Consider the following 26,502-nt stretch of genomic DNA (forward strand, 5'->3'; position numbering starts at 1 on the left):
TACATTTTGGAATCCTACTAAATGTCTCGACGAGGCCCCCCTTTTCCAGTGAGGGCTCGGGCCTCTGCATTATTAAATCGATCCCGACCGGCGTACAGATGGAAACTGTCGCAGTTTTGTAAAACAAAATCGGGATAGGTCTTACGCATAACCAGCTAACGGATTGACTGACGTTGGACAGAACCAGATCGTCCGCAAGATAGGAAAGGCACGAAAAAAAGCCCGCTCGAGGCGGGCACAGTAACTATCGGGGGAAGGCAGACGCCACAGAGAATTGGACAACCGACCGCACACCCGCACTGCACACGTAGTGCAGATAGAGGCTCGATAGGCCCACTCCGTGAAGAGCAAAAAGGTGACTCGCCGCAGTGCAGAGATACGCACACAGTCACCTATGACAGGGCCAAAAACGCACCTATGATTTCCCAGCCCGTGTCATACCACCGCGCGCGCTCAACACCCACAGCCTTAACCACTCACGCAGCCAGCCGCTCAGCGCAAGCCGCCAGAAGACCTCAAGCCGACCGAGCCGCTGTGCGATTCCCGACACGCATGAACGAACTCCGCTCGACGATCGCGCCGAACAGTAGCCCGATCGTCGCCCACATGATCGCCTGCATGCCGAGTGCAGCCACACGGAACTTCCACAGCAGCGCCGCGGGAAAACCGGCCGGGGTTTCGTCGATCACGGGCATCGACATCTGCACCGCGGCAATGATGGCGATGAACACAAGTCCGGCCACGATCGAGCCGTTCCATGCGCCAAGTTTCATCGCCGCGCGGCGCCGGACCTTCAGCGAAAAAACCATCGCGGTCAGCGAGATGGCGATCATCAGAAAAAACAGGCCTGTGCGCGTTCCGATCGTCTCCGGGTCGCCGACCGCTGGCGGGTTCGCCGGATACTTGATGTTGGGAACGATCACCAGTGCGACGAAAGCGCCGAGGGCAAGCCACGCCGACAACGCACGTGCGCTCATCGCCCCCACTCGCCCGTACGCATAGGCAAACACCAGAGAGAACAGTCCGCCGAATGCCGCGCCGTAGGTCACTACGCCGGTGAGCAATCCCAATCCGGCTTGCGTATCGCGACTGACCAACTCCTGCTCATGCGCTTGCTCGTGCGCGTCCGCACCCGCACCGGCGTGCTCATGCTCATGCATTGCGCCGGCTCCGTCCCCGGCTTTCTCTTCGAAGGCAATCGCCTGATTGACCTGCGGCTCGCCCGCCACTCGCGCAAACGCGAACGTGAGCAGCCCCGCGGCGATGCCTGCAAGCATCCCGCGCAACAACAACTTACCGACCATGTTCTGCTCCGTTAGTGGCAGGGAAAGCCGAGCAGATGGCGGCCGTCGTGCACGAACTCATGCACGTACATGCCAGGCACTAAGGACGTGGCGCCCTGTTCCGCACCGACGAAATACAGCGCGAGCAACAGCAGCAATCCTCCGAACACGGCCCAAGGCAGCAGTTCACGCAACGGAATCGGCGTGGGCTGAATGGCGGGCTGGCCGGCGGTATCGAAAACAGCTTCAGTCATGATGGACATCTCCTGGGGTAGCGCGCCCCGTAGTCGATTGCAGAGGAATGATGCGAAGCTCAGGTCTGGCTTTCGGCTTGTGATGCCGATTACAGTGGCGCGACCGCGCCGGGCTTTCACCGGCTTCCGCGCTTCGCAGTGCGGCTATTCTACGCGCTAAACTTCCGCGCCAGCTATCACACAGCGACACGAGCGCATATTGACGGGAACTCAAAAATGAAGCTGCGGCTGTTACTGGTCAGCCATGCGCCGACCGCGGCCATGCGCGCGGGCCGCTTTCCCGCCGACGATCCGCTCGACGCTCGCGGCCTCGGCGAGGCGCAAGCAGCGCGAGCGCGACTGTCGTTTGCCGATGATGCAAGCGCATTCGTCAGCCCCGCCGCCTGCGCGCGCGAAACGGCCTTGGCGCTCGGTCTCGCTGCAAAGGTGGACGCCGCGCTCTCGGATGTCGACTACAGCCAGTGGCGCGGCCAACGGCTCAACGATCTCGCCGCGCACGCGCCAGACGCACTGGCAGCCTGGACGCACGATCCCGACGCCGCTCCTCACGGCGGCGAATCGTTCAGTCAGGTCGTGAAGCGGATCGGCGAATGGCTCGATGCAATAGACGTCGCGCCGGATGGCGCGTCGCACGCTGTCCACGATGTGGTCGCCGTGACGCATGCGCCGCTGGTCCGCGCGGCGATCGTCCATGTGTTGGGCGCCTCGACAGCGACATTTTCGCGCATTGAAATCCCGCCGCTCGCGGTCGTCGAACTGCAGCGCTCGCAACGACGAGGCTGGACATGGCGGCCGACGTCGTCGTGACTTTGCCGGAACAACAGGTCTATTCGTCCGATACCGACAGCCGCGTCGCCCACACGAACTTACACGGCGCTGATCACGCTTCTCCGCCGCCGCACACGCGCCAACCAAGGTCTTTTCGCAATAGGCATGCAACTTGCATTCTGGCGATACCGGCTGACGGACCAGGCCAATTATTCGATGCTATAACCACGCTATGTCAAAAGACGCTGCCACTCACAAGCCTACCCGCCTTTGCTCAGGAATCGAGGGAATCGATAACATCCTGGGAGGCGGCCTCACCCCGCACCGCATGTACCTGGTGGAGGGCGCGCCGGGAACGGGTAAAACCACCCTGGCGTTGCAATTTTTACTTCAGGGCGCTGAGGAAGGTCAGGCAGGTCTGTACATTACGCTGTCCGAGACGCGTTCAGAACTGATCTCGGTAGCTGACAGCCACGGCTGGAATTTGAGCCAGTTCCATATCCTGGAACTGGTCTCCGACGAAGGTCTGGATCCGCAATTCGAGCAGACGGTGCTGCATCCGGCCGAGGTCGAACTCGGCGAAACGGTGCGAAACGTCATCCAGCAAGTCGACGAGATCAAGCCTGTGCGGATCGTGCTCGACAGTCTTTCCGAGTTGCGCCTGCTGTCGCAGAACGCACTGCGCTACCGGCGGCAAATCCTCGCGTTGAAACGCTATTTCGCCACGCGCGCATGCACGGTCCTGCTGCTCGACGACAATACGTCCGACCCGGGCGACGTGCAATTGCACAGCATCGCTCACGGCGTGATCGCGCTCGACAACGTCGTGCACGACTACGGCGGCAATCGCCGGCGCCTGCGCATTGCCAAGATGCGCGGCATCAAGTTCCGCGAGGGATACCACGACTTCACGCTCGACACCGGCGGCATCCATGTCTATCCGCGCCTCGTCGCGGCCGAGCACCACGCCAAATTCGATACACATGTGGTGAGCACGGGCACTGGAGGCCTCGACGCGCTGCTGGGCGGCGGACTGATACCTGGCACCAACGCGCTCCTGATCGGCCCTTCGGGTGTCGGCAAAACCACCACCGTGGTTTCGTGCCTGATTGCGGCTCTCGAACGCGGCGAACGCTGCGTCTACTATGTCTTCGACGAAACGCTGGTCACCCTTGTCGCGCGCTGTGCCACGGTCGGCATGAATTTGCAGCCCTATGTCGACAACGGACTATTGACGCTGCGTCAGATCGATCCCGCCGAGATCTCGCCCGGCGAGTTCGCGAGCGACGTTCGCACCTCCGTCGAGAAAAGAGGCGTGAAATATGTCGCGATCGACAGTCTCAACGCTTACCTGCAAGCAATGCCCGGTGAGCGCTATCTGCTGTTGCAGATGCACGAACTGCTCGGGTATCTGAACCAGCAAGGCGTCATGACGATGCTCGTGCTGGGACAGCACGGGATTATCGGCGAGGTTCAAAGCGATATCGATATCAGCTACCTGAGCGACGTTGTCATTCTGTTCCGCTATTTCGAACACCACGGCGAAGTGCTGACCGCCGTGACGGCCGTAAAGAGCCGCGCTAACGCCCATGAACGCTCGATCCGCCAGTTCCGGCTCACGAGCCGCGGCGTCGAAGTGGGTGAAGCGCTGCGCGACTTCGAAGGCGTGCTTTCCGGTTTGCCGTCTTATCGCGGCACCACGGCGCTACTTGGCTCGACGGAGCGTGTCATCGACACGTCGCGGCAGTAACGTCATGGAGCAACGGGTCCTGATTCTCGCGCCTTTTGGCCGCGACGCCGATGTTATTGCCGAAGTCCTGCACAAGGATCAACGTCTATGCGTGCCGTGCCGCGACGCGGACGCCCTCACCGAGGCGCTCGACGCCGGCGCGGGTAGCGCGCTCATCGCTGAAGAAGCGCTCGCCGGCGAGCATGCAACGCGTCTATTCCGTTGGCTGGAGCAGCAGCCGGCGTGGTCCGACTTTCCGTTCATTCTGCTTGCGGCCACGCGCGTGGGGCATCGCTCTGCGCGCGGGATCGAAGTGCTGGAGCGCCTGGGCAACGTGGTCGTGCTGGAACGTCCGCTGAACTCCGAGACGCTGCGCCGCGCGGTGGCCTCGGCGCTGCGCGCCCGTGCGCGGCAATATGAATCGCGCCGCCATCTGGCTGAGCGGATCGAAGCGCAGGAAGCGCTGGTGCAACTGAACGACTCGCTCGAAGGCCGCATCGCCGAACGTACGCATGAGCTTGCTTCAGCCAACAACCGCCTGATGATGGAGATTCACGAGCGCGCAAAAGTGCAGGCCGTGCTCGTGCAATCGCAGAAGATGGAAGCGCTCGGGCAACTCACCGGCGGCATCGCACACGACTTCAACAATCTGCTGAACGTCATCATGGTCAACTCGGAACTGATCTCCCGGGTGAGCAGTGACGAGCGCATTCGCGGTATGGCGGCCACGGTCAAGCGCGCAACCGAACGCGGCGCGAAATTGACCGGCCAGTTGCTGACGTTCTCGCGCAATAGCAACCTCGACCTCAAGGCCGTCGACGTCGTCGCGTTGCTGCAAGGCATGCGCGACATCATCACCGTGTCGCTGGGATCGGGTATCAGCTACAGCAACGACTTCGAAAGCGACGAGATGTGGACGCAGGCCGACGCCAATCAGCTGGAACTGGCCGTGCTCAACCTCGCAATCAACGCGCGCGACGCAATGCCCGGCGGCGGCCAGCTCAGTGTCCGCGTGAAGCAGCGCACAGCGCCTGATCAGACGCTTGCCGAAGGCCGCTATGTCGTGATCGAAGTCACCGATACCGGCTCGGGCATACCGCCCGACATCGTGTCGCGCGTGTTCGATCCGTTCTTCACGACTAAGCCGATCGGCAAAGGGACGGGACTGGGCCTCAGCCAGGTGTACGGCATCGCGCGGCAAGCAGGCGGCACCGCGAGACTCTTCAGCGAAGAAGGCGCCGGTACGACGGTCGAGGTGTGGTTGCCGCTACGCGACCCCGTCGCGCCGCAGGCTGCGGAGGCGTCCAATATCGAAGCGAACGCCGTGGGCGAAAAGCGCGTGCTGGTGATCGAAGACGACAGCGAAGTACGCGCCATGCTCGTCGAGTCGCTGAAAATGCTCGGCTACCACGTGACGGAAGCCGCTGACGGGCGAGCCGGACTCAACCGCCTGCAGGACGACAACCCCGACCTGCTGATGGTCGACTTCGCGATGCCGGGCATGAACGGCATTGACGTGATCGCCGAGGCGCGCAAGATGCGCAGCGATTTGCCGGTGATTCTCGCAACCGGTTATGCCGACATCGACATTTCCGGTCTTGCGGTAGAACGCTGCACGGTACTGCGCAAACCTTTTCAGCTCGACGATCTCGCGAGGACGATCAGACTCGGACTGGTCGCGTGACGCTCGTGCGTCGCCATGCGCCGCTAAAAATTCCAATTCGATAGTTTGCTAACGATTGTTTTGGAAATACAATACCGGCCATGACGAATCTCGACGCCTTACGCCGCAAAGTGAGCAGCACACTCGTGATCGCTGCCAGAAAGTGGCGGCGCACGAGTCATGGCGTGCTGTCCGCGTTCAACGTCTCCGAGGCCTGCGCCACGCCGCTGCTCACCGCGAGCCGGCTCGGCGAGGCAGTTCGTCAGGTCACGCTGGCCGATTACATCGGCATCGAAGGACCTTCGCTCGTGCGCCTGCTGGACCAACTGTGTGCTGCGGGCCTGATGCGTCGCGACGAAGATCCCGAAGACCGCCGCGCCAAAACGGTGGTGCTGACAAAAGCGGGCCGCGCGGTGACCGAGAAAATGGAAGAAGAACTGGTCACACTGCGCGCGCAGGCGCTCAAGGGCGTTTCACGCAGCGATCTCGAAGCAACCTTGCGCGTGCTTGCCGCGTTCACAGCCGATTCCGCGGAAGAGTCCGAAAGCGCCAGTGCCGCAAAGGCGACGCGGTCCGCGAGCCCGGCCAAAAATACAAGCCGCCCCAGCCGCACAACTGCGCCACGCAACGTCAGCAGATCGGCGTAACGCGTCATGATCTACCCCTCCGTTCGCGACTGGCTGTTCTCGGTCAAGACGTTTGCCGCCGCGATGATCGCGCTGTACATCGGCCTGGCGCTCCAGTTACCACGGCCCTACTGGGCAATGGCGACCGTCTATATCGTGTCGAATCCGTTCGTCGGCGCAACGCGTTCCAAGGCGATCTATCGCGCGCTCGGCACCGCGCTCGGCGCGTCGGCGGCTGTACTGCTCGTGCCGCCCTTCGTCGAATCTCCGTATCTGTTCAGCGTGATTCTCGCGCTATGGGTCGGCACCCTGCTCTATCTCGCCGTATCGGACCGGACCGCGCGCAGCTACGTGTTCCTGCTCGCGAGTTATACGATGCCGATCATCGCGCTGCCCGCGGTCACGAATCCGGCCGGCGTGTTCGATCTTGCCGTTAGCCGCACAGAAGAGATCACTCTCGGCATCGTCTGCGCGAGCATCGTGGGCAGCGTGCTGTTTCCGAGCCGGCTCGCGCCGACCATCATCGAACGGACCGACGCCTGGTTTCGCGACGCCGCGTTCTACGCGACCGAAACGCTGTCGGGCCGCATCGCGGGCACGGCGATTTCCGCCGCGCGGCAGCGGCTCGCGACCACCATCAATGGCCTGGAATTGCTGTTGAGCCAACTGGCCTACGACCACACACGCCCCGACATTCTCACGCGCGCGCAGGAACTTCGCGGACGCATGCAATTGCTGCTGCCGATCATGTCGTCGCTCGCCGATCCGCTGCTCGCGCTGTACAACAGTGGCAGTCACAAGTGGCCGGACGGGCTCGAGGCGCTGCTCGCCGACGTCATCAAGTGGTTCAACGCGCCTCTGCCTGCAGCCAGCGCGGGCTATCATCCGGACGCCGCCGCAGATGCGCTGCGTGAGCGCATTGCAGCGATGCAGCCGCCGCCCGCCGCGCTCGCGACATGGGACGGCGCATTGCTGTCGAATGCGTTATGGCGCATGAGGCAGGTCATCGACGTATGGCAGGACTGCCGCTCGCTGCGCATCATCATCACGCGTGAAGAGGGCTCATGGCGGCCTCGTTTTCGTCATTGGCGGCTCGGTGGCACCGAGCGCTTCTACGATCGCGGCATGATGTTGTTCTCCACCGGCTCGGCAGCCGCGGCTGTCATTCTCGCGTGCAGTCTGTGGATCGAATCGGGTTGGGCAGACGGCGCCAGCGCCGTGACACTTGCCGCGGTAGCCTGCTGCTTTTTTGCCGCGCTCGACGAACCCGCGCCAATGGTCTTCCGCTTTTTCGTCGCTACGGCTATCGCCGTGGTGGCGGCAGGCGTCTATCTGTTCGCGGTACTGCCGCACGTGCATGACTTTCCGATGCTGGTGGTTCTCTTCGCCGCGCCGTTCATTCTCGTGGGCACGCTGATTCCGCGCCCGCAGTTCAACCTGGCCACGGTGCTCGTCGCCGTGAACACCGCCACGTTCATCAGCATTCAGGACGCGTACGACGCCAACTTTCTGACCTTCCTGAACAGCAATTTCGCGGGCCTCGCGGGGCTGCTTTATGCGTATCTGTGGACACGGGTCACGCGCCCGTTCGGCGCGGAACTTGCGGCAGCGCGCCTGTTGCGTTCGAGCTGGACCGACGTTGCGTTAACCGCGTCCACGCGGACAATTGAAGACCCGCGCAATCACGCGGCCCGCATGCTCGACCGTTTGATGCAATTGATCCCGCGGCTTGCGGCGACCGACGACCATCGTCATCCTTCCATCGAAAGCTTTCGCGACCTGCGCATTGCGTTCAATGCACTCGATCTGCGACGTCTTACGCGCAAGCTCGGCGGCGAAGCGCCCGCTGCGATCGACCGCGCGCTCGACGGCGTGCGCGCCTATTATGAAAACTGCGTGAACCGTCGCTCGCGTGAACCGGTGCCGGACAGCCTGATGTCGTCGATCGATTCGGCTGTAGCGCGCGTCATTGCACAAGGGCTCGCCAATGCCGGCGCGCCGGGCGCGAACTCGCAGGCTTCGGCACGTCATCTGCGCGAAGCGCTTCATGCGCTTGTCGGCTTGCGTCTTTCGCTATTTCCAGCCACGCTGCAAACACCCACGCCGCCCGCAACTGAGGCGAACGCGTAATGCCGCCGCTCAACACTCTGCTCCCTTCCCGCGATGATCGGTGAAATAGATATCTTCGGCGTGTTCGTGCCGGCCGTGCTCGTGCTGATGCTGGTCGCCTATCTGATCAACCTCGCCATTCGCACGGCGCTCGCGCGCGTCGGCTTTTACCGCTACGTGTGGCATCGCTCCATTTTCGACCTCGGCATCTATGTGCTGGTGCTGGGCCTTGTCGTCGTCGTTTCGCACAGACTCGTTTCGTGAAATCAACGTGAAAAAAACCTGGTTCTCCGTCGGTCAGATCGTGCTGACCCTGATCGTCGTCGTGGCCGCGGCACTCGTGCTGTGGAAGCTGGTCGACTACTACATGTTCGCGCCGTGGACCCGCGACGGGCACGTGCGCGCCGACGTGATCCAGGTCGCGCCGGACGTGTCGGGGCTGATCTCATCGGTTCAAGTGGTGGACAACCAGCAGGTCAGGCAAGGGCAGGTGCTGTTCGTCATCGACCAGGCGCGTTACACGCTCGCGCTTCGTCAGGCCCAGGCCACCGCGCAGCAACGCCGCGCCACGCTCGATCAGGCGCGCCGCGAGGACGTGCGCAATCGCAAACTCGGCAATCTGGTCGCCGCCGAAGTCGCGGAAGAAAGCCGCTCGCGCGTGGACCAGGCGGAAGCGGCGCTCGCGGACGCGAACGTCGCAATCGACACCGCAAAACTGAACCTGCAACGCGCGACGATCATGAGCCCGGTGGACGGTTACCTGAACGACCGCGCGCCGCGTGCCGGCGAATTCGTTGCCGCCGGGCGGGCGGTGGTCTCGGTTGTCGATATGCATTCGTTTCGTGTCGACGGCTACTTCGAGGAAACCAAGTTGGGCGGTATCGACATCGGCCAGCCGGTTGACATCAACGTGATGGGCGAGCCGAATTTGCTGCGCGGCCACGTGCAAAGCATCGTCGCGGGCATTGAAGATCGCGACCGCACGCAAGGCTCCAATCTGCTGCCGAACGTGAATCCCGCCTTCAGTTGGGTACGTCTCGCGCAGCGCATTCCGGTGCGCGTCGCGCTCGATGAAGTGCCCGCAGACTTCCGCATGATCGCCGGGCGTACTGCTACCGTGTCGGTGCGCGACCTGGCGAATGCGCGCGCTTCGCATGTCACGGGAGCGTCGAGCGCATCCGCCGCAACGCCTGCGAGTGCCGCGGCCACTTCGGGCGCCTCGCAATGAAACTGTCGCGCACCGTGCCGTTTCTGCGTTCGCTCGGGCTGCCGCGACCGCAATTGCAACGACAACTGCGGCTGTTGCCGCTGTTGCCGCTGTTGCCATTACTGCCGCTGCTGCCTTTGACGGCGGCGCTCAATGGCTGCATGAACGTCGGCCCCAACTACTCGCTGCCGAAAGACGCACTCGTCAACGCGCCGCTCGCGAATGCGCAGATCGAGGGCGCGGACGCAACGCTCACCTCACGCGGCAACGTGCCGGCTGTGTGGTGGAAACTGTACGACGATCCCGTGCTGAACGGTCTCGTCGACGAAGCGCTTCAATCGAACACCGACTTGCGCGTGGCCGCCGCCAATCTCGCGCGCTCGCGCGAGGCGCTAGGCGTCGCGCAGGCGCAGGGCGGGTTTTCCGGCAACGCCTCGGCGGTGATCGAACGCGCGCAGGAATCGGCCGAAAAATACTTGCTGACTGAAAAACTGCCGGTCGTGAATGAAGGCGACATCGGCATCAGCGTTGCGTACGAAATCGATCTGTTCGGCAAGCTTCGGCGCGGCGTGGAAGCGGCGCAAGCCGACACCGAGGCCGTGCAGGCAGCGGCCGATCTCGCGCGAATCACGGTGGTCGCCGACGTGGTGCGCGCCTACGTCGAACAATGTTCGGCGGCCGAGGAACTGGAAATCGCGCAGCAGTCGCTCGCATTGCAGAGACAACGCGTGGATGTATCGCGCCGTCTGCGCGATGCCGGCCGTGGCAATCAAACAGAAGTCACGCGCGGCCAGACGCAGGTGGATACGTTGTTCGCGGATATTCCGCGCTACACCGCGCGCCGCAAGATTGCGCAGTACCGGCTCGCGGCTTTGCTCGCGCGTGCGCCGTCGGACCTGCCGCCCGCGGTTCTCGCTTGCGAAAAGCTGCCGCAGATCCGTCAGCCGATTCCGGTGGGCGACGGCGCAGCGCTGCTCAAGCGTCGACCCGATGTGCGCGAGGCCGAGCGTCAGCTAGCGGCATCCACGGCGCGCATTGGCGTCGCCACCGGCGCGCTGTACCCGACGGTGAGCATCGGCGCATCGGCGGGTGTGACGGGCGTTCTGGAAGACCTCGGCACCTCGCCGACCGCGCGCTGGGGTTTCGGTCCGCTGATCAGCTGGACGTTCCCGGCGAACGGTGCGCGTGGCCGCGTACGCGAAGCGCAGGCGTCGAGTCAGGTCGCGCTCGCGCGCTTCGACGGCGTCGTGCTGACCGCATTGCGCGAAACCGAAACGAGCCTCGCCACCTATGCCTCCGACTACGCTCGCGCTGACGCATTGCGCGCCGCGCTGCAGTCGGCGACGCAATCCGCTGACGAAACGCATCGGCTCTATCGCGCGGGCCGCGAGTCGTTCATCTCCGATCTGGACGCCACCCGCACGCTAACGTCGACGAGATCTCAGGTGGCGGTCGCGGAAGGTCAGGTGGCCATCGACCAGGTCAATCTGTTCCTTGCTCTCGGCGGCGGCTGGGAGGAGACACAGGCAGCGGCACCGCATATGCCGACACCATCGGGGGCACGCCCGTCAGATCACAGCAGGCAACCCCGGTGACCCAATCGCCGTAATACCGGCGCTCAAGCTTACGATTTATTTTTGGCGACATTTCTTTTGCCTTTCAATTGCGGTTAAATACGTGCCACCAACCACAACACGTTACGAGGCCAAGCTATGTCGTCGTTCATGAAAAGCGCAGCAGCACTGGGCGGATGCATTGGCATTTTCACGGCCGTCGTGGCCGTGGTTGAGTTGCTGGCAGGCTAACTCCATCGCCCACGAAGCGCCGGCTATTACACAGGCCGGCGCTTCGCCGCTTCGTGAATCGCGGCGCGCACGCGGGGATACGTGCCACAGCGACATACGATGTTGCTCATTGCCGCGTCGATGTCGGCGTCAGTCGGGCGCGGCTTCTGTTTCAGCAGCGCGCAGGCGGCCATCAGCTGCGCGCTCTGGCAATAGCCGCACTGCACCACATCGAGATCGATCCAGGCGGCCTTTAACGCTTGGGCTTCGGCGCCTTGCATCCCTTCAATGGTCGTTATCTTCTGTGTATTCAGGGTCGACATGGGTGTCTGACACGACAGGCACGACTTGTCGTTGAGGTGCACCGTGCACGCCCCGCAAATGCCGACACCGCAGCCGAACTTGGTGCCGGTCATGCCGAGTTCGCAACGCAGCACCCACAATAGCGGCATATCGGGTTCCGCTTGTACCGCCACCGCGCGGCCGTTGATGTTCAGCGATCGCATGCGTGTCTCCCGCGTTACGTGAGCTTCAAGGGCAATGTGCGCAGCCGCTTGCCGGTCAGCGCGAACACCGCGTTTGCTACGGCTGGCGCGACCGGCGGCACACCCGGTTCGCCGACACCCTGCGGATGCAGGCGACTCGGCATGATGTCGGTTTCGATTACCGGGCAATCGTTGATCCGCACCACCGGAAAGTCGACGAAGTTCTTCTGTTCCACCTGCCCATTCACAATCGTGATCTCGTCCTGCAATGCAGCGGAGAGGCCGAATACGATTCCGCTCTCCATCTGCTGACGAATCAGATTGGGGTTCACAGGCAAGCCGCAATCGATCACACACACCACGCGATGCACACGGATTCGCCCGCGCGGTCCGATCGACACTTCCGCGACTTGCGCCACCACACTGCCGAACGCCTCGTGAAGCGCGACGCCGCGCGCACGCGGCGCGCCATCGGCGGCATGGGTCAACGGCTCGTGCCAGTCCGACAGCGCGGCCACACGCTGCAGCACCGCCAGATGCCTCGGGTGCTGCGCCAGCAGCGCAGCGCGAAACGCCACGGGATCCTGGCCTGCGGCGGCAGCGAGTTCGTCGGTGAAGCTCTCGGTGAAGAAGGCTTGATGCGAGTGCCCGACCGAGCGCCAGAAACCGACAGGCACCGGCAATTCCACGATCTTGTGCGCCACTCGCACGACGGGCCACTCGTATGGCTGATCGAATGCGCCTTCAGAAGTGGTTTTGTCGATCGGAATGCGCGGCACGCCGTAATAGCGCGAGAGCGCTTCGGGCACGATCGCCTGACTCGCGGATGCGCTGTGCCACGCAATCAGTTTGCCGTTGTTGTCGAGGCCGGCCCTCAACCGGGCAACGCATGCCGGCCTGTAGAAATCATGCGTGAAGTCTTGCGCGCGCGACCACAACGTTTGAACGGGATGGCCGTCCGCCTCGCGTGCAATCACCGCGGCCTGTGCAATGTAATCGAGTTCGAGACGCCGCCCGAACGCGCCGCCCAACAACTGCGCATGCACGGTGACCTTGTCGTCGTCGATATGCAAAACCTTGGCTACGTGATGCCGCGCGAGCGCCGGCACTTGCGTCGACACCCATACGGTCGCCGCGCCGTCCGCGACCTGCACCGTGCAATTGAGCGGTTCGACTGCGCCGTGCGCGAGATACGGCGCGTGATATTCGGCGCTGACGGTGTGGGCCGCGCGGCTCAATGCGTCGTTAATGTCGCCGCGATGGTAGTACGCGTGGCCGTCGCCGTCGTCGAGTGCGAGCGCGAGGCGGTGCTCAACTTCCGCGCTCGACAGCGATGCCGCGGCGCCGTGCTTCCACGTTACGTTGATGGCGTCGACCGCGTTCATCGCGCGAAACGGGTTGTTTGCAATCACGGCAACGCCACCGGTGCCGCCGTTATACGGCGGGAAGGCGAGAGCCTTGATGCAGCCCGGCATTTTCGCCGCCGACGCGGCGTCGAAGCTCGCGACCGTGCCGCCGAGCGTGGGACACATGACGACGCTCGCGTAGAGCAGGCCGTCGGGCAACGCGTCAATGCCGAAACGCGCGGTGCCGTTCAGCTTCGAAGCGGCCTCGATACGAGGCAGCGGCTTGCCGATCAGCTTGAAACCGGCGGGATCTTTCAACGTGACCTTGTGGGGCAAAGCTTGCTGAGCCGCCATCGACGACAACTCGCCAAAGCTCGCCTTACGGCCCGACGGATGACTCACGTATCCGCCCTGCGCGACGCACTCGCCAGCCGGCACGTGCCATTGCGCCGCCGCAGCCGCGATCAGCATCGCGCGCGCCGAGGCGCCCGCTTCGCGCATCGGTGTCCACAGGTCGTTAATGCTCGATGATCCGCCCGTCATCATCGTGCCGGCCTCGCGCATCAGTTTGCGCGTGTACCAGACGATCGTGCGCTTCGTGATGCTGTCGTGATCGGGACGAAACGGCAGATCGTCAATGACGCTCTGCACGCTGTTGTAGATGTTGTCGATCGGCGCGTCTTCGACTCGCACGCGCGACCAGTCGGCGTCCAGTTCTTCCGCAAGGACCATCGCGAGGCCGGTATGGATGCCCTGGCCCATTTCCGCTTTGCACATCATGACCGTGACGGTATCGTCCGACGCGATCTTGACCCAGCCGTTGAGCGCCGCTTGCGTGCCCTCGACCGGCAGCGGCGCGGCCGTGGTGAGGCGTTGCCGCGCGGGCAGCACAGACCAGCCGACCAGCAACGCGCCGAATGCACCCGCGCCGCCAACAAGGAAGGTTCTGCGCTTCATGACGATTGCCTATCCGCTTGCCGCCGGTAACAAGCTGTGAAGGCGCCACTTCGCGCCCTGCGTTCCCCGCAATAGTAGTAAGACGGGGAAGCGGGCGCGAACTTAAATTCGTCGGATGAAGCGATGGAGGCGCCGACTCGCGGCTTTCGTCATGGCGAGGAGTTGGCCGGGAGTCGTGGGGTGCTTCATTAATTGTGGGTGACCGGTGGCGACTTGGGGCGGGGCCGCCCCATAGCCAACCACCTCACCGCCTGTTCGAACCCGACACCACGTCGATCCAGACGGCCAGCACGAGAATGCTGCCTTTCACGATCATCTGCCAATAGGCGTCGACGTCGAGCATCGACATGCCGTTGTCGAGGCTTGCCATCACGAGCGCGCCGATCAACGCGCCGTACACGGTGCCGGAACCGCCGCGCATCGACGTGCCGCCGATAAAGCACGCCGCAATCGCGTCGAGTTCGCCCATCGAGCCCGCCGATGGCGAACCTGCCGCGAGCCGCGCCGTGTTCACAATCCCCGCGAACGCGCACATCAGGCCCATCAACGCAAAAATAGCCAGCTTTACGCGATTCGTGTTGACGCCAGACAGACGCGTCGCCTCGAGGTTCGATCCGACCGCGTAGATGCGTCGTCCGAACACGGTCTGCGTGGCAATCCACGTAAAAATGCCGAGTAGCGCAAGCAGCAACAGAACGGGCACCGGAATGCCGCCATAACGATCGAGCGTCGCAACGAAGCCCGCCAGGATCACACCTGCGCCGATCACCTTTGCGACGTCCTGCCAGACCGGCACGACGCTCAACTGGTAGCGCTCGCGATTGCGGCGCTGCCGCAGGGTCAGAAACGCGAGCAGTACGAACAACACCACGGCGAGCGTGTCGCCTGCAAGCGTCGGCAAATAGCCTTGTCCGACGAACACGAAACCGTCGGACACCGGCGCGATGGTCGAGCCGCCCGTCACGCCGAGCAGAATGCCGCGATAGGCGAGCATGCCGCCCAGGCCGACAATGAACGAAGGTACGCGCCGGTATGTGGACCACCATCCGTTGAAAACGCCGACGAGCACGCCGAGCAGCATCACCACCGGCAACGTAACGCCTATCGGCCAATGGCGGTTCACGTCGAGTATCGCAGCCACGCCGCCGAGCAAACCGAGCAACGAACCCACCGACAGATCGATCTCGCCCGCAATGATCACGAAGACCATGCCGCATGCGAGCATGCCGGTAATCGACATTTGCCGCAGCAGGTTCGACAGATTGCGCGGCGTCACGAAGGCGCCATGCGTTAGAACCGAAAAGAAAATCCAGATCGCGGCCACGGCGATCAGCAACGCGAGAATCTTGTAACGCGCGAACAGTTGCTGGATACGCTGTGAGCCGCCGAATGCGCCTCGCGGCGCGGTATCGTCGGCGCGTTGTGAAGTAACGTCGGGCGTCATGCGGCACTCGCTGCGGTTGGGTTCGGGACTCGCTGCACGGGACGGATAGCGGCGCTGAGAATGTCTTCCTGCGTGAGGCCGTCGTTGACGAAGTCGCCACGCAACTCGCCCTCGCCGATCACCAGCACACGATCGCTGATGCCGAGTACCTCCGGCAATTCGGACGACACCATCACGATCGACATGCCGCGTTGCGCCAGTTGAAAGATGAGTTTGTAGATTTCGAATTTAGCGCCGACATCGACCCCGCGCGTGGGTTCGTCGAGGATCAGTACTTTCGGGTCGGTCAGCAGCATTCGTGTGAGTACCGCCTTTTGCTGATTGCCGCCCGAGAGACTCGCGATCGACAACATCGGATGCGCGGCGCGCACGGAGAGCCGCTTCATTTCCGTGTGAATCGTGTCGAGTTCGGCGGCCGAATCGATACGTCCTCCAGAAGAAAAGCGCTGCAGAACCGCGAGCGTAATGTTGTGGCCGACACTTAAACCAGGCACGATGCCATGCCGCTTCCGGTCTTCAGGCACCATGCCGATGCCCGCGCGAATCGCGTCAATCGGCGCGCGGATCTTCACGGTCTTGCCTTCCATTACGACCGTTGCCTCGCTCACGCCAGGATAAGCGCCGAAGATCGCTTGCATCAATTCCGTGCGACCAGCGCCGACCAGACCTGCCACGCCGAGAATCTCGCCGTGCCGCAGTTCGAACGACACATCGCTTACGCGCTTGCGGCGCGGATTCGTTACGTCGAAACAGGTTACGTTGCGCGCTTCGAAAATGACCTCGCCGATCGGATGCGGCTCGCGGGGAAACAGGTTCTTGATCTCGCGGCCGACCATCAACGAAATAATGCGGTCCGTGGTGAGCGCGTGCATTGGTTCGGTGGCGACATGCCGTCCGTCGCGAATCACGCTAATCGTGTCGCAAACTGCAGCGACCTCGTCGAGCTTGTGCGAGATGTAGACGCAGGCCACGCCGCGCCGCTTCAGATCGCGCACGATGTCGAGCAAAATCGCAATCTCGGACGAAGTTAGCGAAGAGGACGGTTCATCGAGAATGAGCAGCTTCGCCTGCTTGTTCAGCGCCTTGGCAATCTCGATCAACTGCTGATGGCCGCCGCCATAATTCATGACGGGTTGCGCCGCGTTGATTCCGCTAATGCCGAGTTCGCGCAGCAATTCGTCGGCGCGCTGGTACATCGCCGCGTAGTTCATGCGGCCGCCCGGCAGGGTGATTTCATTGCCGAGAAAGATGTTCTCCGCTACCGACAACTCGGGCACCAGCATCAACTCCTGGTGAATGATGATGATGCCCGCGCGTTCGGTGTCGCGTATGCTCGTTGCCTTGAGCGGCTTGCCTTCCCAGGTTATTTCGCCATCCCAGGTACCGTGCGGATACACGCCGGACAGTACTTTCATCAGCGTGGATTTGCCTGCGCCGTTCTCACCGCACAAGCCGACGCACTCGCCCGGCGAGACCGTCAGGTCGATGCCGTCGAGTGCTTTCACACCTGAAAACGCTTTGACGATGCCGCGCATCGTCAGTAACGGTTGCGTCATTCGCTATGCCTCGCTGCAGGGCGCGCGTTCATGCCGATACGCTGCTGCATGTATCGACGTGAACCGCGCGCACGTTACGCTCATTGGCTCGCGAGCTGGGCCTGGGTGTAGAAGCCGTCCTTGATGACTACATCCACGTTGCTCTTGGTGAGCAACGTAGGCTGCAGCAGCACCGTGTCGACCTTCTTCTTTCCGTTGTCGTATTGCGCATTGAAGGCAGGCTTCTCACCCTTCGCCAGCGCGACCGAGAGCTTTGCCGCTTCACCAGCAATCAGCTTCAGCGGTTTGTAGACGGTCATGGTCTGCGTGCCCGCAATCAGCCGCTTGACTGCTGCGAGGTCGGCGTCCTGACCCGAGACGGGCACTTTCCCGGCCATGTGCTGAGCGGCCAGTGCCTGGATCGCGCCGCCGGCGGTTCCGTCGTTCGACGCAACGATTGCGTCGATCTTGTTGTTGTTGGCGGTTAGCGCGTCTTCCACGATGCGCAGCGCGGTGGATGCGCTCCACTCCGGCACCCATTGCTGCCCGACCAGCTTGATATCGCCCTTGTCGATGGCGGGCTTCAGCACTTTGAGCTGTCCTTCGCGCAGCATCTTCGCGTTGTTGTCGGTCGGCGCGCCGCCAAGCAGGAAGTAGTTGCCCTTCGGTTGCGCCTTATAAACACCTTCCGCCTGCAGTTCTCCCACCTTCTCGTTGTCGAACGAGATGTAGGCGTCAACGTCGGCATCGAGAATCAGGCGGTCATATGAAACGACCTTGATGCCTGCCTTTCTGGCTTCGGCGACCACGTTGCCGAGCGTCTTGGAATTGAACGGCACGATCACGATGACATCGACGCCGCGCGAGATCAGGTTTTCAATCTGCGAGATTTGCCGCGCCTCGCTGGCATCGGCTGATTGCACGGATACTTTCGCGCCGAGTTTTTCCGCAGCCGCGACGAAATAGTCACGGTCGCGTGACCAGCGTTCGACGCGCAGGTCGTCGATACAGAAGCCGATCTCCGGATGATCCTTGCTGGCATGCGCAAGCGGCGCCGCCAGTGACAGGCTGGCCAGCACCGCTCCACATACGAGCGAACCCAGTACAGTACGACGTGTTGCGAATTTCATTTCTGTCTCCTTCTTTTGATAGCCGGAATTCCGGATTGGACGGCCTGCGCTGCGAGCCGCAGGTCCGGACAAGCGACAACCCAAAGCTTTTTTATTCGCGCGGTATATGTCCGCGCGTTTTATTCACGTGCAACAGTGCTCGTCAGCGTCCGCTATAAATCGCCTGATTGACGATGTTTTCCATGCGCTCCTGCTGGCCGCTCGCGTGGCGCGGGTTCAGATCGCGCGACAGCGCTTCGGTGGCGAGCGCCGACAGCGAGAAGTCGCCCGACAGGATCTTGCGTCCAAGCTCGGCGTCCCAGCCTGCATAACGCTGGCGTTTGAACTGGTCGAGACGGTCGTTTTCGATCAGCACAGCCGCGCGTTCCACGGCGAGCGCGAGGTTGTCGATCGCGCCAATGTGACCGTAAAACAGATCTTCCGGATCGACACTTTGCCGACGTACTTTCGAGTCGAAGTTCATGCCGCCCGTGGTGAACCCGCCGTGCTTGAGGATTTCATAAAACGCGAGCGTCAGTTCTTCCACACTATTTGGGAATTGATCGGTATCCCAGCCGTTTTGCGGGTCGCCGCGGTTCGCATCTACGCTGCCGAAGATATCGAGTGCAAAAGCCGTTGCGATCTCGTGATGAAACGAGTGGCCGGCAAGGGTTGCATGATTCGCCTCGATGTTCACGCGAATGTCTTTCGCAAGCCCGTATTGCAGCAGGAATCCGTGCACGGTCGCGACATCGTAATCGTATTGATGCTTGGTCGGCTCCTGCGGTTTTGGCTCGATCAGCAGTGAGCCTTTGAAGCCGATCTTATGCGCGTGGTCCACGACCATATGCAGGAAGCGCGCGAGTTGATCGCGTTCGCGCACGAGATCGGTATTGAGCAACGTGTCGTAGCCTTCGCGTCCGCCCCACAACACGTAGTTCTCGCCGCCTAGCCGTTGTGTGGCGTCGAGTGCATGACGTACCTGTGTCGCGGCAAATGCGAATACTTCTGGATCGGGGCTCGTGGCCGCGCCCGCAGCATAACGCGGATGCGAGAACAGGTTGGCCGTGCCCCACAGCAGCTTGATACCGGTGTCCTGCTGTTTGCGTGCGAGGTAGTCCACTATGCGGGAAAAGTTCTCGCTGTACTCTTTCAGGTTACTGCCTTCGGGCGCCACGTCGGTATCGTGAAACGTGTAATACGGCGTGCTCAGCTTCGAGAAAAATTCGAACGCGGCATCCGCTTTCAGATGCGCCATTTCCATTGCGTCGCCGGACTGCTGCCATGGGCGCTTGAATGTGCCCTGACCGAAAATATCGACACCCGGCCAGACGAACGTATGCCAGTAGCACACCGCAATGCGCAGATGTTCTTCGAGCGTTTTACCGAGTACCTTCCTGTTCTTGTCGTAGTGACGGTACGCAAGCGGGTTGTCCGACTGCGGGCCTTCATAACGGATCTCGGGAATGTGTTCGAAGTAGGACATCAGCGTCTCCAGTATTTGTTGCACTGCAACCCGTGCGGACGTGGCCGCGCCGGTCGATAAGGTGACGCCATGCTGCCGCTTGCCGCAAGCATCGGCAATTGCGAAATTGCGCAGCGTGCTTGATGTTTCTCACCGCCCGCCATTTTGTTTTGCACTGGTGCGCGATTGGCGGCCTAGAATAACCGGACGCTTAAAAACATCGAACCGGAGATAGACGCTGCAGCGCCTACTCTGTCGACATAGGAGACGAAGGCTTTGCGGGTTTGACCATCCGCATGCCGAGCACCGCCATGACCCGTCCGCAAACTCCACAGACGACCCATCGGATCGCACTGCTGTTCAACGCGAACAAGGTCTACGATCGCGAGATCATTACCGGCATTGGTAACTATCTGCTGTCCACACGCGTGGCGTGGGACCTCTTTCTGGAAGAAGACTTTCGCTGCCGCCTGACGGGTATCGAGCGCTTTGACGGCGACGGAATCATTGCGGATTTCGACGATCCTGCCGTGAGTGAAGCATTGCGCGATTGCCCATTGCCGGTCGTCGCGGTGGGCTCGTCGTTTGAAGACCCGTCACAGTATCCCCCGGATTTACCCTATATCGCGACCGATAACAGCAAGCTCGTTTCACTGGCTTATACGCATTTAATTGGCGCCGGCCTCGAACACTTTGCGCTGTACAGCTTGCCGCAAGCGCAAGAGAACCGCTGGGCGCAGCAGCGCGAACTTGCGTTCGCTCATCTGCGCAGCACGGACGGGCACAGCGCCGAGCAGATTCAGAGCGAGATTTATCGTGGGCTGTCGACCAGCGCGCCTTCATGGAACCAGGCGACCGAACAGCTGACTGCGTGGCTGCGCGAGTTGCCTAAGCCCGTTGGCATTATCGCCGTGACCGATGCGCGCGCGCGCCATTTACTGCAAGCGTGCTTGATTGCGGGCATTCCGGTACCGGAAGAAGTCGCGATTATCGGCATCGACAACGACCCGCTAACGCGGACGCTCACACGCATTCCGCTTTCCTCCGTGATACAGGGCACCGAAGAAATGGGGCGCACCGCCGCCCACCTTTTGCATCAGATGCTGCGCGGTGCGCGCTTTCCTGGGCGGCGCATTCTCGTGCCGCCCGTCGGGATCAACGTGCTCGAGTCGACAAGACACGAACCGCTTGCGAGTCCGTATGTGATGCGCGCGCGGCATTTCATCCGTCAGTACGCGTGCCAGGGCATTCGCACCGAACAGGTGGCCGATTACGTGGGCGTGTCGCGCTCGTCGCTGGAAGAGTACTTTCGACGCGAACGCAAATGCACCGTGCATCAGGAAATCTTGCGCCATAAACTGGATGTCGCGAAGGCGCTGCTTGCGAAGCGCGATGCATCGAGTGCGGAAGTGGCGATACGTTGCGGCTTCACGTCGCTGCAATACATGTATGCGGTTTTCCGGCGCGAACTCGGTTGCACGCCGCGCGAGTACCAGGATCGCGTGAACTCGACTCAGGCTTCCACGCCAGGCTGAGCATGCCTTTACTTCTCAAATTTTTATCGACGATATGATCAGCATCGCACAACTTTCATCCGAGCCTTGGGGCGCGCTCAATGGCGGCGACCCGGTACGGCTCTTCACGCTGCGCAACGCGCACGGCATGAAGGTCGCCATCAGCGACCTGGGCGCGACGCTCGTTTCGTGGCATGCGCCGGATCGCACCGGACGTCTCGGCGATATTCTGCTCGGGCATGACACGCCGGCCGATTACGTCGCGGCCACGACCTATATGGGCGGGCTGATCGGCCGCTGGGCGAATCGCATTGCCGACGCCCGTTTTACGCTCGATGGCATCGAGTACACGCTCGACCGCAACGAGGGCGCGAACCTGCTGCATGGGGGAAGCGTGGGCTTCCACCGTGCGATGTGGGATGTCAGCGAGGACAACGGATCGCTGCTCATGCGGCTCGAGTCGCCGGAAGGCGACGCGGGCTTTCCAGGCAACGTCACCACGCAGGTGCGCTATACGCTCGACGATGACGGCACGTTGACCATCGAATACGAAGCCATTACCGACGCCGCCACACCGCTGAATCTGACGAGTCATGCGTACTTCAATCTGACTGGCCGCGCGGGCGCGGATATTCGCGGACACATGCTGTCGATCGACGCCGATCAGTTCTTCGAAGTCGATGCAGCAATGATTCCATGCAGGCTTGCGGATGTAGCGGGCAATGCATTCGACTTCCGGCAGAGCGCGCCGATTGGCGCTCGCCTCGACTGGCCGCACGGACAACTCGTGCAAGCGGGCGGCTTCGATCATTGCTACGTACTGCGCGAGGCGGCTGCTGACGCCAATCAAGCCGGCCATATGCGCGAAGTCGCGTGTCTTTACGATCCGGGGAGCGGACGGGAATTGACCGTGTCAACCGACCAGCGTGGCTTGCAGTTTTACAGCGGCAACTGGTTGAAAGGAGACGCGGGACGCGGCGGTGTGGTTTATCAGGCACATGCAGGGCTTTGCCTCGAAGCTGGCGGTTTTCCGAACCAGGTGAACATGCCGGCGGAACAGAGCGATGTAATCGTTCGGGCAGGAGACACCTACCGGCAAGTCACCGCATATAAGGTCGACGTGCGCCACGGCGTTTGACGACGTGCCTTCATTGTTTACGCCGTCCATTACAGCACGCCGACTTGTCATTTGCTGCAAGAGTGAATTACAGCATTGGGGGTTTTCCCTGGAATAAGGGCTTCCTAAAATCCGCGAATGGTGCCGACGATCCGCTGCGGCATCGGAGTACATCATTCCCGGAGGGAAGCATCATGAAATCGCTTATCAAAACAGTCGCGCTGGTTGTTGTTCTGGCCGCGCCAGTTGTCTCGTTTGCACAGTCGGAGCAGCCGCTCACGCGCGCGGAAGTGAAGGCTCAGCTGAAGCAGATCGAGCAGGCGGGATACAACCCGGCCGTTGCTGTGGATGCGACTTATCCCGCGGACATTCAAGCAGCCGAAGCTCGCATTGCTGCGCAAAATGCGATGGCTCAGAGCGATACCACCGGCTACGGTTCTACGGCGACGGGTTCGTCGCAAGCAGGGGCTGCCGCGCCTGCCAAGTGAGAGTTGCACTTTTGCGCAATGGCCGGTTGCCGGCCTGAGTTGCTATTGCGCAAGGCCTTGTGGGACTGTGCGTCTCCTTTATGCAGTCTCTTCGCCTTAAGATGATCGCTCGCAAACAGGAGCGGTCATGGGTTCATCCGTTAAGAATTCTTTGCTGTGGATCTTCGAGCCTTTCGAAGACGATCCCGGCTTTCTGAGGAAGCGCTTATTCGGCTTCGAAGCGGCTTATGTAGATGGCTTGCTCTGCCTTGCGATCGGCGACGGCGAGGAGCCCTGGAATGGACTGCTGGTGTGCACGTCGCGTGATCGGCATGCAGATCTCACTGCCGAGTTTGTGCAACTCGCGCCGCATCCCGTACTCGGCAAATGGCTTTATTTGTCGCAGCGGGAGGAGGAATTCGAGCAGGTCGCTCGCGCTGTTGTCGAGGCGGTTAAGCGGCGAGATCTGCGCGTGGGAGTCGAGCCCGGAGTCAGGAAAAAGAGGGCGAAGAGGGTAATCGGCAGTTGAAGCTCGCCGCGCTTGGACGGGCGCCGCGAGCTTCAGCTTCTTTTCTATTTCAACAAACCGAATACCGCCACGCCGTTGGTCGTGCCCACGTACACGTGCCCGTGCGCGATCATTGGCGTAATGAACTTGTTTCCCGCGCCGAATGTGTCTCGCGTACCGGACTGGTTACTGTTGTAGAGTTCCTGGCTCAGATCGCCGGCGTTAAAGGCATGCAGCGCGCCAACGGCGCCGTTCTCGGCGGCCCAGACAATCCCGTTCGACGCGCCATTCGCCGAAACGCTGGGCGTGGCGCCTGGGTAAGGGAAAGTGCCGGGACTGCGCGATGCGGGGCTCGTTGCCAGGAGTGCAGCGGTCACCGGAAACGCCTTGAGATTGTCGCCCACGGAGCCGAAATACACGACATGGTTGTAATAGGCGGGCATGCCGAAAACGCCTCCCGGCAGTTGCCCGTCGATCTCCTGCCAGATCTGGTTGGCGCTCGTGTTGAACTTGCCCATCGAATCGCGATTGACCACGTAGATCTTCGAATCCTTGCCCGCTCCCAAGGCGAGATGCCGGGTCGTGCCGCTTGCGTCTGCCTGGTCCGGCAGTACCAATGCACCGCCCGATCCGAGATCCGCGTCCCTTGCTGATTGCACGACAGTGTCGAAAGTCGCGAAATAGTCGGCCACACCGAGCCTCGGCGAAGTCGACAGCTTAAGGAAGGCGTTCCCATAGTCGCCTGCAATAGGGAAACCCTGCGCATTCAGCGTTGCGTCGAAAGTGCCGTTCGCGTCGAGGAGGTACAGGAATGCGCCGTCGGATGCCATACCCGCACCGCTCATCCAGACCGAGCCCTCACTTCCGTTTGGAGTGAGGTTCAGCGCGCTTGTCTGCGAAAGCGTATCCGCGCTGTAGGCCATCACCCAACCGCCGTAAGTGCCCTGGTCGCAATGCGACGTCCATGCAAGATAGACATTGCCGTTGACGAGGGTTAGCGCCTGCCGCTCCGCGTATTGCTGAGGATCGAAAGCGGTGACACCGTTGCTGCTGTTCGCGCCGGTTCCAGGGTAGGTGGCCGTGATCTCGGTGGGACCACCGAGGGCCTCCGATCCTGTCACGAGATCTATTGCGTGCAGGCGTTGATGAATGCCTCCGCTCGCATCTTTACTCATTGCGACCGCGTACAGGACGCCCGCCGTGCCGCGCGTGCGGTCGATAACCGGTGTCGACGTGATGCCGATTTCCGGTGTGATCTGACCGCAGTGACGATCGTCGCTCGTCGTCTCGCCGGAGCCAAGCAGGGAGCGCTGCCACAGTTGTGTGTTGGTGTCGGCGTCGAATGCGTAGACGCTGGCGTGCTCGGTCACGACGTAGACGACGTTGTGCGCTGTGCCGCCAATGGAGAGATTGCTGACGTAGAGCGGTTGAGCATCGACCTTGCCGTCTGCCGCGAGGAACGCAACCTTGCCAAATCCGGTCGGGTTAACGTTGGCGGGCGTCAGCGTCGTCTCCGCAAGATACTGTCCGGTACGGGCTAGGTCGTTGTGATACGTCAGAACGTCGCTCGCAGAAGACGTTGCACCAGAGCCCGAACCACCCGATCCACCCGAGCCGGTCCCGCCGGTGCCCGTTCCGCCGGACCCGCTTCCGCCGCTCGTACTGCTCGTGCTGGAGTCGCCGCCCGAGCCGCCGCTACAGGCGATACAGAAGATGGCAAGCAGGCCGGTCGACACTACCCGGCGCCAGGACAGCGCACATTTGTGCAGATACATGTTGCGGTTCATAGACGTCTCCCAGGCGATCGGGAAGACTGCCAGTCCCAATGACCGTCGACTTTCCAGTGCGGATCTACCCTTCGTTGCTTCGCAAAGAGCGAAGCGTTGCGTCGGGCCACTTGTCAGCGTGCCAACTCGTGTTGGCCAGAATCGTTCAGGGTCGTCGTCGGGAATTGAATCGTGTCCGTGCTTCTGTCATTGTTGATCCCCGTTCGAGGTTTCCAGCACCCATTACGTCCGCACACCGCCGTCACGAACCACGCGTTGTACTGCGGCAGTTGCTACAGCTCGACGTCTAACCGTACGGCCGGGCGCTGTCGCCTATCCGGGAGTTGCCCTGCTGCGCGGCAACGCCGCCGACCGTGCTGCTATGCATATCGCCGTCAACGCTCTGCGTGTGCTTTGGCTTATGCCTTGTCCTGCCCGTTGTCCCGCCCCTCGGTTGCTTCGTGGGCGCGATTGCCTCGCGGATTGGTATCTGGCGCAGGATGCACCTCGCCTTCGCCTCTCTGTCCGTTCTCCGGCGCGCCGCCAGTGACTGGTGCGCCGCGCTGATTGCCGAATGAGCCGCCTCCTGAAGCTCCGGTAGCCTTCGAAGCGTTGCCCTGGTCGTCCATTTCGTCTGAATCGTTGTTCGCCATTTTCGCGCTCCGTGCATTTGGGGTCTGCACTGTATGAGCAAGCAGCGCGCCTGGCTACGGCTGGTCCTCTACCGCTTCGGGCAGTTAGGAGCGCTTCGAGCAGATGGAGTGTCGCGATGAACCATGCAATTCACGGACTGCATCACCACGGCGCCCTTTTCTCGCTTTTTCCAAAACGCACAACGCATGATTCCGCCTCGGCGACAGCGAACACAGGCGCACAAAGCAATTGCCGTTCATGTAGATCGAGAATCTGGATAATAGGCGGACAATCCGCGCTTTCGATAACCCAAACACCCCGGCTTGCACACGAAGCTGCGACATCGAGAATACGTTCAGCATCAAGATAAACCTCGCGCTCCACCGCACCAAAACCTGCCTCCTGAAGGTACCAGGCGAGATAAAGCGCCTTGACGATTTTGGCAAGCAAATCCCCATTACCGTTTCCGGTTTTGAAAGCGGCCAACGCCAGATGCCAGCAGAGCGACTGTTCACGCACGTACGCGGCCGTGTGCGGTAATAACTGCGCTTTTCCCAAGGGCCTCCTACGTGCCCTATTCCCCGATTGGCGTTTCTTCCGATTCTGCGACATGAGGGTTTATCTTCTTGATGCTATTTTTAGTTTGAGCATCGTAATACATTGCAGCAATAAATCAATCCGCTCATGCGTTTGTTAACCTAAGTTAATGCACATGACGACGGGCATATCAAAT

The 26,502-nt window shown here is 61.7% G+C and carries 23 protein-coding genes and 1 riboswitch; of the genes, 12 read left to right on the top strand and 11 right to left on the bottom strand.

The genetic code is table 11. The annotated features are described in order from the left end of the window. Window positions 1-515: 515 nt before the first annotated feature. Both J2W46_RS21120 and J2W46_RS21125 read right to left on the bottom strand, forming a co-directional pair. Window positions 516-1,304 carry a CbtA family protein gene (locus tag J2W46_RS21120; protein WP_310355879.1) on the bottom strand — a complete coding sequence of 263 codons (789 nt, stop codon included), beginning with the start codon at window positions 1,302-1,304 and terminating at the stop codon, window positions 516-518. 11 nt (window positions 1,305-1,315) lie between these two features. Further along, window positions 1,316-1,537 (bottom strand): CbtB domain-containing protein, encoded by a 222-nt coding sequence (locus tag J2W46_RS21125; protein WP_131317972.1) that lies wholly within the window; start codon window positions 1,535-1,537, stop codon window positions 1,316-1,318. 51 nt (window positions 1,538-1,588) lie between these two features. Further along, window positions 1,589-1,675: riboswitch (adenosylcobalamin (AdoCbl) riboswitch) on the bottom strand. Between the two features lie 78 nt (window positions 1,676-1,753). Here J2W46_RS21125 and J2W46_RS21130 point away from each other — a divergent pair. The 8 genes from J2W46_RS21130 (at window position 1,754) to J2W46_RS21165 (ending at window position 11,234) form a co-directional block, all read left to right on the top strand. Continuing rightward, entirely contained in the window at window positions 1,754-2,344 is a 591-nt protein-coding gene (locus tag J2W46_RS21130; protein ID WP_310355882.1) for a histidine phosphatase family protein, read from the top strand. A gap of 193 nt (window positions 2,345-2,537) precedes the next feature. Next, the gene (locus J2W46_RS21135) at window positions 2,538-4,055 is read left to right on the top strand and encodes an ATPase domain-containing protein (RefSeq protein ID WP_310355884.1); all 1,518 of its coding nucleotides are present in this window, start codon (window positions 2,538-2,540) and stop codon (window positions 4,053-4,055) included. 4 nt (window positions 4,056-4,059) lie between these two features. After that, window positions 4,060-5,718, top strand: a complete 1,659-nt coding sequence (locus J2W46_RS21140) for an ATP-binding protein (RefSeq protein WP_310070617.1) — start codon at window positions 4,060-4,062, stop codon at window positions 5,716-5,718. A gap of 80 nt (window positions 5,719-5,798) precedes the next feature. Continuing rightward, window positions 5,799-6,344 (top strand): MarR family winged helix-turn-helix transcriptional regulator, encoded by a 546-nt coding sequence (locus J2W46_RS21145; protein ID WP_310355886.1) that lies wholly within the window; start codon window positions 5,799-5,801, stop codon window positions 6,342-6,344. A gap of 6 nt (window positions 6,345-6,350) precedes the next feature. Beyond that, window positions 6,351-8,453 (top strand): FUSC family protein, encoded by a 2,103-nt coding sequence (locus J2W46_RS21150; protein ID WP_087753127.1) that lies wholly within the window; start codon window positions 6,351-6,353, stop codon window positions 8,451-8,453. Window positions 8,454-8,486: 33 nt separating this feature from the next. Then, on the top strand, window positions 8,487-8,696 hold the full coding sequence (locus tag J2W46_RS21155) for a DUF1656 domain-containing protein (protein ID WP_087753126.1): 210 nt from the start codon (window positions 8,487-8,489) through the stop codon (window positions 8,694-8,696). A 7-nt stretch (window positions 8,697-8,703) separates the two neighbouring features. After that, window positions 8,704-9,660 (top strand): efflux RND transporter periplasmic adaptor subunit, encoded by a 957-nt coding sequence (locus J2W46_RS21160; RefSeq protein ID WP_088175637.1) that lies wholly within the window; start codon window positions 8,704-8,706, stop codon window positions 9,658-9,660. Next, window positions 9,657-11,234, top strand: coding sequence for an efflux transporter outer membrane subunit (locus J2W46_RS21165; protein ID WP_310355888.1), 1,578 nt, complete (start codon window positions 9,657-9,659; stop codon window positions 11,232-11,234). The genes J2W46_RS21160 and J2W46_RS21165 overlap by 4 nt, the downstream gene beginning before the upstream one ends. Before the next feature lie 236 nt (window positions 11,235-11,470). Here the strand turns inward: J2W46_RS21165 and J2W46_RS21170 are convergent, their stop codons facing one another. From J2W46_RS21170 to xylA, 6 genes are all read right to left on the bottom strand, one after another. Beyond that, window positions 11,471-11,929 carry a (2Fe-2S)-binding protein gene (locus J2W46_RS21170; protein ID WP_204523166.1) on the bottom strand — a complete coding sequence of 153 codons (459 nt, stop codon included), beginning with the start codon at window positions 11,927-11,929 and terminating at the stop codon, window positions 11,471-11,473. 14 nt (window positions 11,930-11,943) lie between these two features. Beyond that, the gene (locus J2W46_RS21175) at window positions 11,944-14,211 is read right to left on the bottom strand and encodes a xanthine dehydrogenase family protein molybdopterin-binding subunit (protein ID WP_310355889.1); all 2,268 of its coding nucleotides are present in this window, start codon (window positions 14,209-14,211) and stop codon (window positions 11,944-11,946) included. 244 nt (window positions 14,212-14,455) lie between these two features. Beyond that, on the bottom strand, window positions 14,456-15,655 hold the full coding sequence (locus J2W46_RS21180) for a sugar ABC transporter permease (protein ID WP_027778052.1): 1,200 nt from the start codon (window positions 15,653-15,655) through the stop codon (window positions 14,456-14,458). Beyond that, window positions 15,652-17,211 (bottom strand): D-xylose ABC transporter ATP-binding protein, encoded by a 1,560-nt coding sequence (gene xylG / locus J2W46_RS21185; RefSeq protein ID WP_204523168.1) that lies wholly within the window; start codon window positions 17,209-17,211, stop codon window positions 15,652-15,654. Before xylG ends, J2W46_RS21180 begins: the two co-directional genes overlap by 4 nt. 80 nt (window positions 17,212-17,291) lie before the next feature. After that, entirely contained in the window at window positions 17,292-18,320 is a 1,029-nt protein-coding gene (gene xylF, locus J2W46_RS21190) for a D-xylose ABC transporter substrate-binding protein (RefSeq protein WP_020068929.1), read from the bottom strand. A 142-nt stretch (window positions 18,321-18,462) separates the two neighbouring features. Beyond that, window positions 18,463-19,785 (bottom strand): xylose isomerase, encoded by a 1,323-nt coding sequence (gene xylA, locus J2W46_RS21195; protein WP_020068928.1) that lies wholly within the window; start codon window positions 19,783-19,785, stop codon window positions 18,463-18,465. A 290-nt stretch (window positions 19,786-20,075) separates the two neighbouring features. Here xylA and J2W46_RS21200 point away from each other — a divergent pair, with 290 nt between their 5' ends. The 4 genes from J2W46_RS21200 to J2W46_RS21215 all read left to right on the top strand — a co-directional run bounded on the left by J2W46_RS21200 (window position 20,076) and on the right by J2W46_RS21215 (window position 23,391). Continuing rightward, complete coding sequence (locus J2W46_RS21200; protein ID WP_027804777.1) at window positions 20,076-21,299, top strand: XylR family transcriptional regulator; 1,224 nt, start codon at window positions 20,076-20,078, stop codon at window positions 21,297-21,299. A 34-nt stretch (window positions 21,300-21,333) separates the two neighbouring features. Further along, a complete protein-coding gene (locus J2W46_RS21205) occupies window positions 21,334-22,416 on the top strand; it encodes an aldose epimerase family protein (protein ID WP_310355892.1) in 1,083 nt (360 codons plus the stop codon). 173 nt (window positions 22,417-22,589) lie between these two features. Beyond that, a complete protein-coding gene (locus J2W46_RS21210; protein WP_020068925.1) occupies window positions 22,590-22,883 on the top strand; it encodes a DUF4148 domain-containing protein in 294 nt (97 codons plus the stop codon). Window positions 22,884-23,010: 127 nt separating this feature from the next. Continuing rightward, on the top strand, window positions 23,011-23,391 hold the full coding sequence (locus tag J2W46_RS21215; protein ID WP_310355894.1) for a hypothetical protein: 381 nt from the start codon (window positions 23,011-23,013) through the stop codon (window positions 23,389-23,391). 44 nt (window positions 23,392-23,435) lie between these two features. On the opposite strand, the gene J2W46_RS21220 is transcribed toward J2W46_RS21215, so the two are convergent. The 3 genes from J2W46_RS21220 to J2W46_RS21230 form a co-directional block, all read right to left on the bottom strand. After that, window positions 23,436-25,157, bottom strand: a complete 1,722-nt coding sequence (locus tag J2W46_RS21220; RefSeq protein ID WP_310355896.1) for a PQQ-binding-like beta-propeller repeat protein — start codon at window positions 25,155-25,157, stop codon at window positions 23,436-23,438. Window positions 25,158-25,555: 398 nt separating this feature from the next. Then, entirely contained in the window at window positions 25,556-25,789 is a 234-nt protein-coding gene (locus J2W46_RS21225; protein WP_088175630.1) for a hypothetical protein, read from the bottom strand. A 142-nt stretch (window positions 25,790-25,931) separates the two neighbouring features. Beyond that, window positions 25,932-26,327 carry a hypothetical protein gene (locus tag J2W46_RS21230; protein WP_256972097.1) on the bottom strand — a complete coding sequence of 132 codons (396 nt, stop codon included), beginning with the start codon at window positions 26,325-26,327 and terminating at the stop codon, window positions 25,932-25,934. Between the last annotated feature and the right edge of the window lie 175 nt (window positions 26,328-26,502).

This window comes from Paraburkholderia strydomiana, from assembly GCF_031456815.1.
Taxonomy (GTDB): domain Bacteria; phylum Pseudomonadota; class Gammaproteobacteria; order Burkholderiales; family Burkholderiaceae; genus Paraburkholderia; species Paraburkholderia caledonica.

Excerpts from the sequence above, each read along its gene's own strand:
- J2W46_RS21120 (WP_310355879.1), bottom strand. The coding sequence starts at position 1,304 with ATGGTCGGTAAGTTGTTGTTGCGCGGGATGCTTGCAGGCATCGCCGCG.
- J2W46_RS21125 (WP_131317972.1), bottom strand. The coding sequence starts at position 1,537 with ATGACTGAAGCTGTTTTCGATACCGCCGGCCAGCCCGCCATTCAGCCC.
- J2W46_RS21130 (WP_310355882.1), top strand. The coding sequence starts at position 1,754 with ATGAAGCTGCGGCTGTTACTGGTCAGCCATGCGCCGACCGCGGCCATG.
- J2W46_RS21135 (WP_310355884.1), top strand. The coding sequence starts at position 2,538 with ATGTCAAAAGACGCTGCCACTCACAAGCCTACCCGCCTTTGCTCAGGA.
- J2W46_RS21140 (WP_310070617.1), top strand. The coding sequence starts at position 4,060 with ATGGAGCAACGGGTCCTGATTCTCGCGCCTTTTGGCCGCGACGCCGAT.
- J2W46_RS21145 (WP_310355886.1), top strand. The coding sequence starts at position 5,799 with ATGACGAATCTCGACGCCTTACGCCGCAAAGTGAGCAGCACACTCGTG.
- J2W46_RS21150 (WP_087753127.1), top strand. The coding sequence starts at position 6,351 with ATGATCTACCCCTCCGTTCGCGACTGGCTGTTCTCGGTCAAGACGTTT.
- J2W46_RS21155 (WP_087753126.1), top strand. The coding sequence starts at position 8,487 with ATGATCGGTGAAATAGATATCTTCGGCGTGTTCGTGCCGGCCGTGCTC.
- J2W46_RS21165 (WP_310355888.1), top strand. The coding sequence starts at position 9,657 with ATGAAACTGTCGCGCACCGTGCCGTTTCTGCGTTCGCTCGGGCTGCCG.
- J2W46_RS21170 (WP_204523166.1), bottom strand. The coding sequence starts at position 11,929 with ATGCGATCGCTGAACATCAACGGCCGCGCGGTGGCGGTACAAGCGGAA.
- J2W46_RS21175 (WP_310355889.1), bottom strand. The coding sequence starts at position 14,211 with ATGAAGCGCAGAACCTTCCTTGTTGGCGGCGCGGGTGCATTCGGCGCG.
- J2W46_RS21180 (WP_027778052.1), bottom strand. The coding sequence starts at position 15,655 with ATGACGCCCGACGTTACTTCACAACGCGCCGACGATACCGCGCCGCGA.
- xylG (WP_204523168.1), bottom strand. The coding sequence starts at position 17,211 with ATGACGCAACCGTTACTGACGATGCGCGGCATCGTCAAAGCGTTTTCA.
- xylF (WP_020068929.1), bottom strand. The coding sequence starts at position 18,320 with ATGAAATTCGCAACACGTCGTACTGTACTGGGTTCGCTCGTATGTGGA.
- xylA (WP_020068928.1), bottom strand. The coding sequence starts at position 19,785 with ATGTCCTACTTCGAACACATTCCCGAGATCCGTTATGAAGGCCCGCAG.
- J2W46_RS21200 (WP_027804777.1), top strand. The coding sequence starts at position 20,076 with ATGACCCGTCCGCAAACTCCACAGACGACCCATCGGATCGCACTGCTG.
- J2W46_RS21205 (WP_310355892.1), top strand. The coding sequence starts at position 21,334 with ATGATCAGCATCGCACAACTTTCATCCGAGCCTTGGGGCGCGCTCAAT.
- J2W46_RS21210 (WP_020068925.1), top strand. The coding sequence starts at position 22,590 with ATGAAATCGCTTATCAAAACAGTCGCGCTGGTTGTTGTTCTGGCCGCG.
- J2W46_RS21215 (WP_310355894.1), top strand. The coding sequence starts at position 23,011 with ATGGGTTCATCCGTTAAGAATTCTTTGCTGTGGATCTTCGAGCCTTTC.
- J2W46_RS21220 (WP_310355896.1), bottom strand. The coding sequence starts at position 25,157 with ATGAACCGCAACATGTATCTGCACAAATGTGCGCTGTCCTGGCGCCGG.
- J2W46_RS21225 (WP_088175630.1), bottom strand. The coding sequence starts at position 25,789 with ATGGCGAACAACGATTCAGACGAAATGGACGACCAGGGCAACGCTTCG.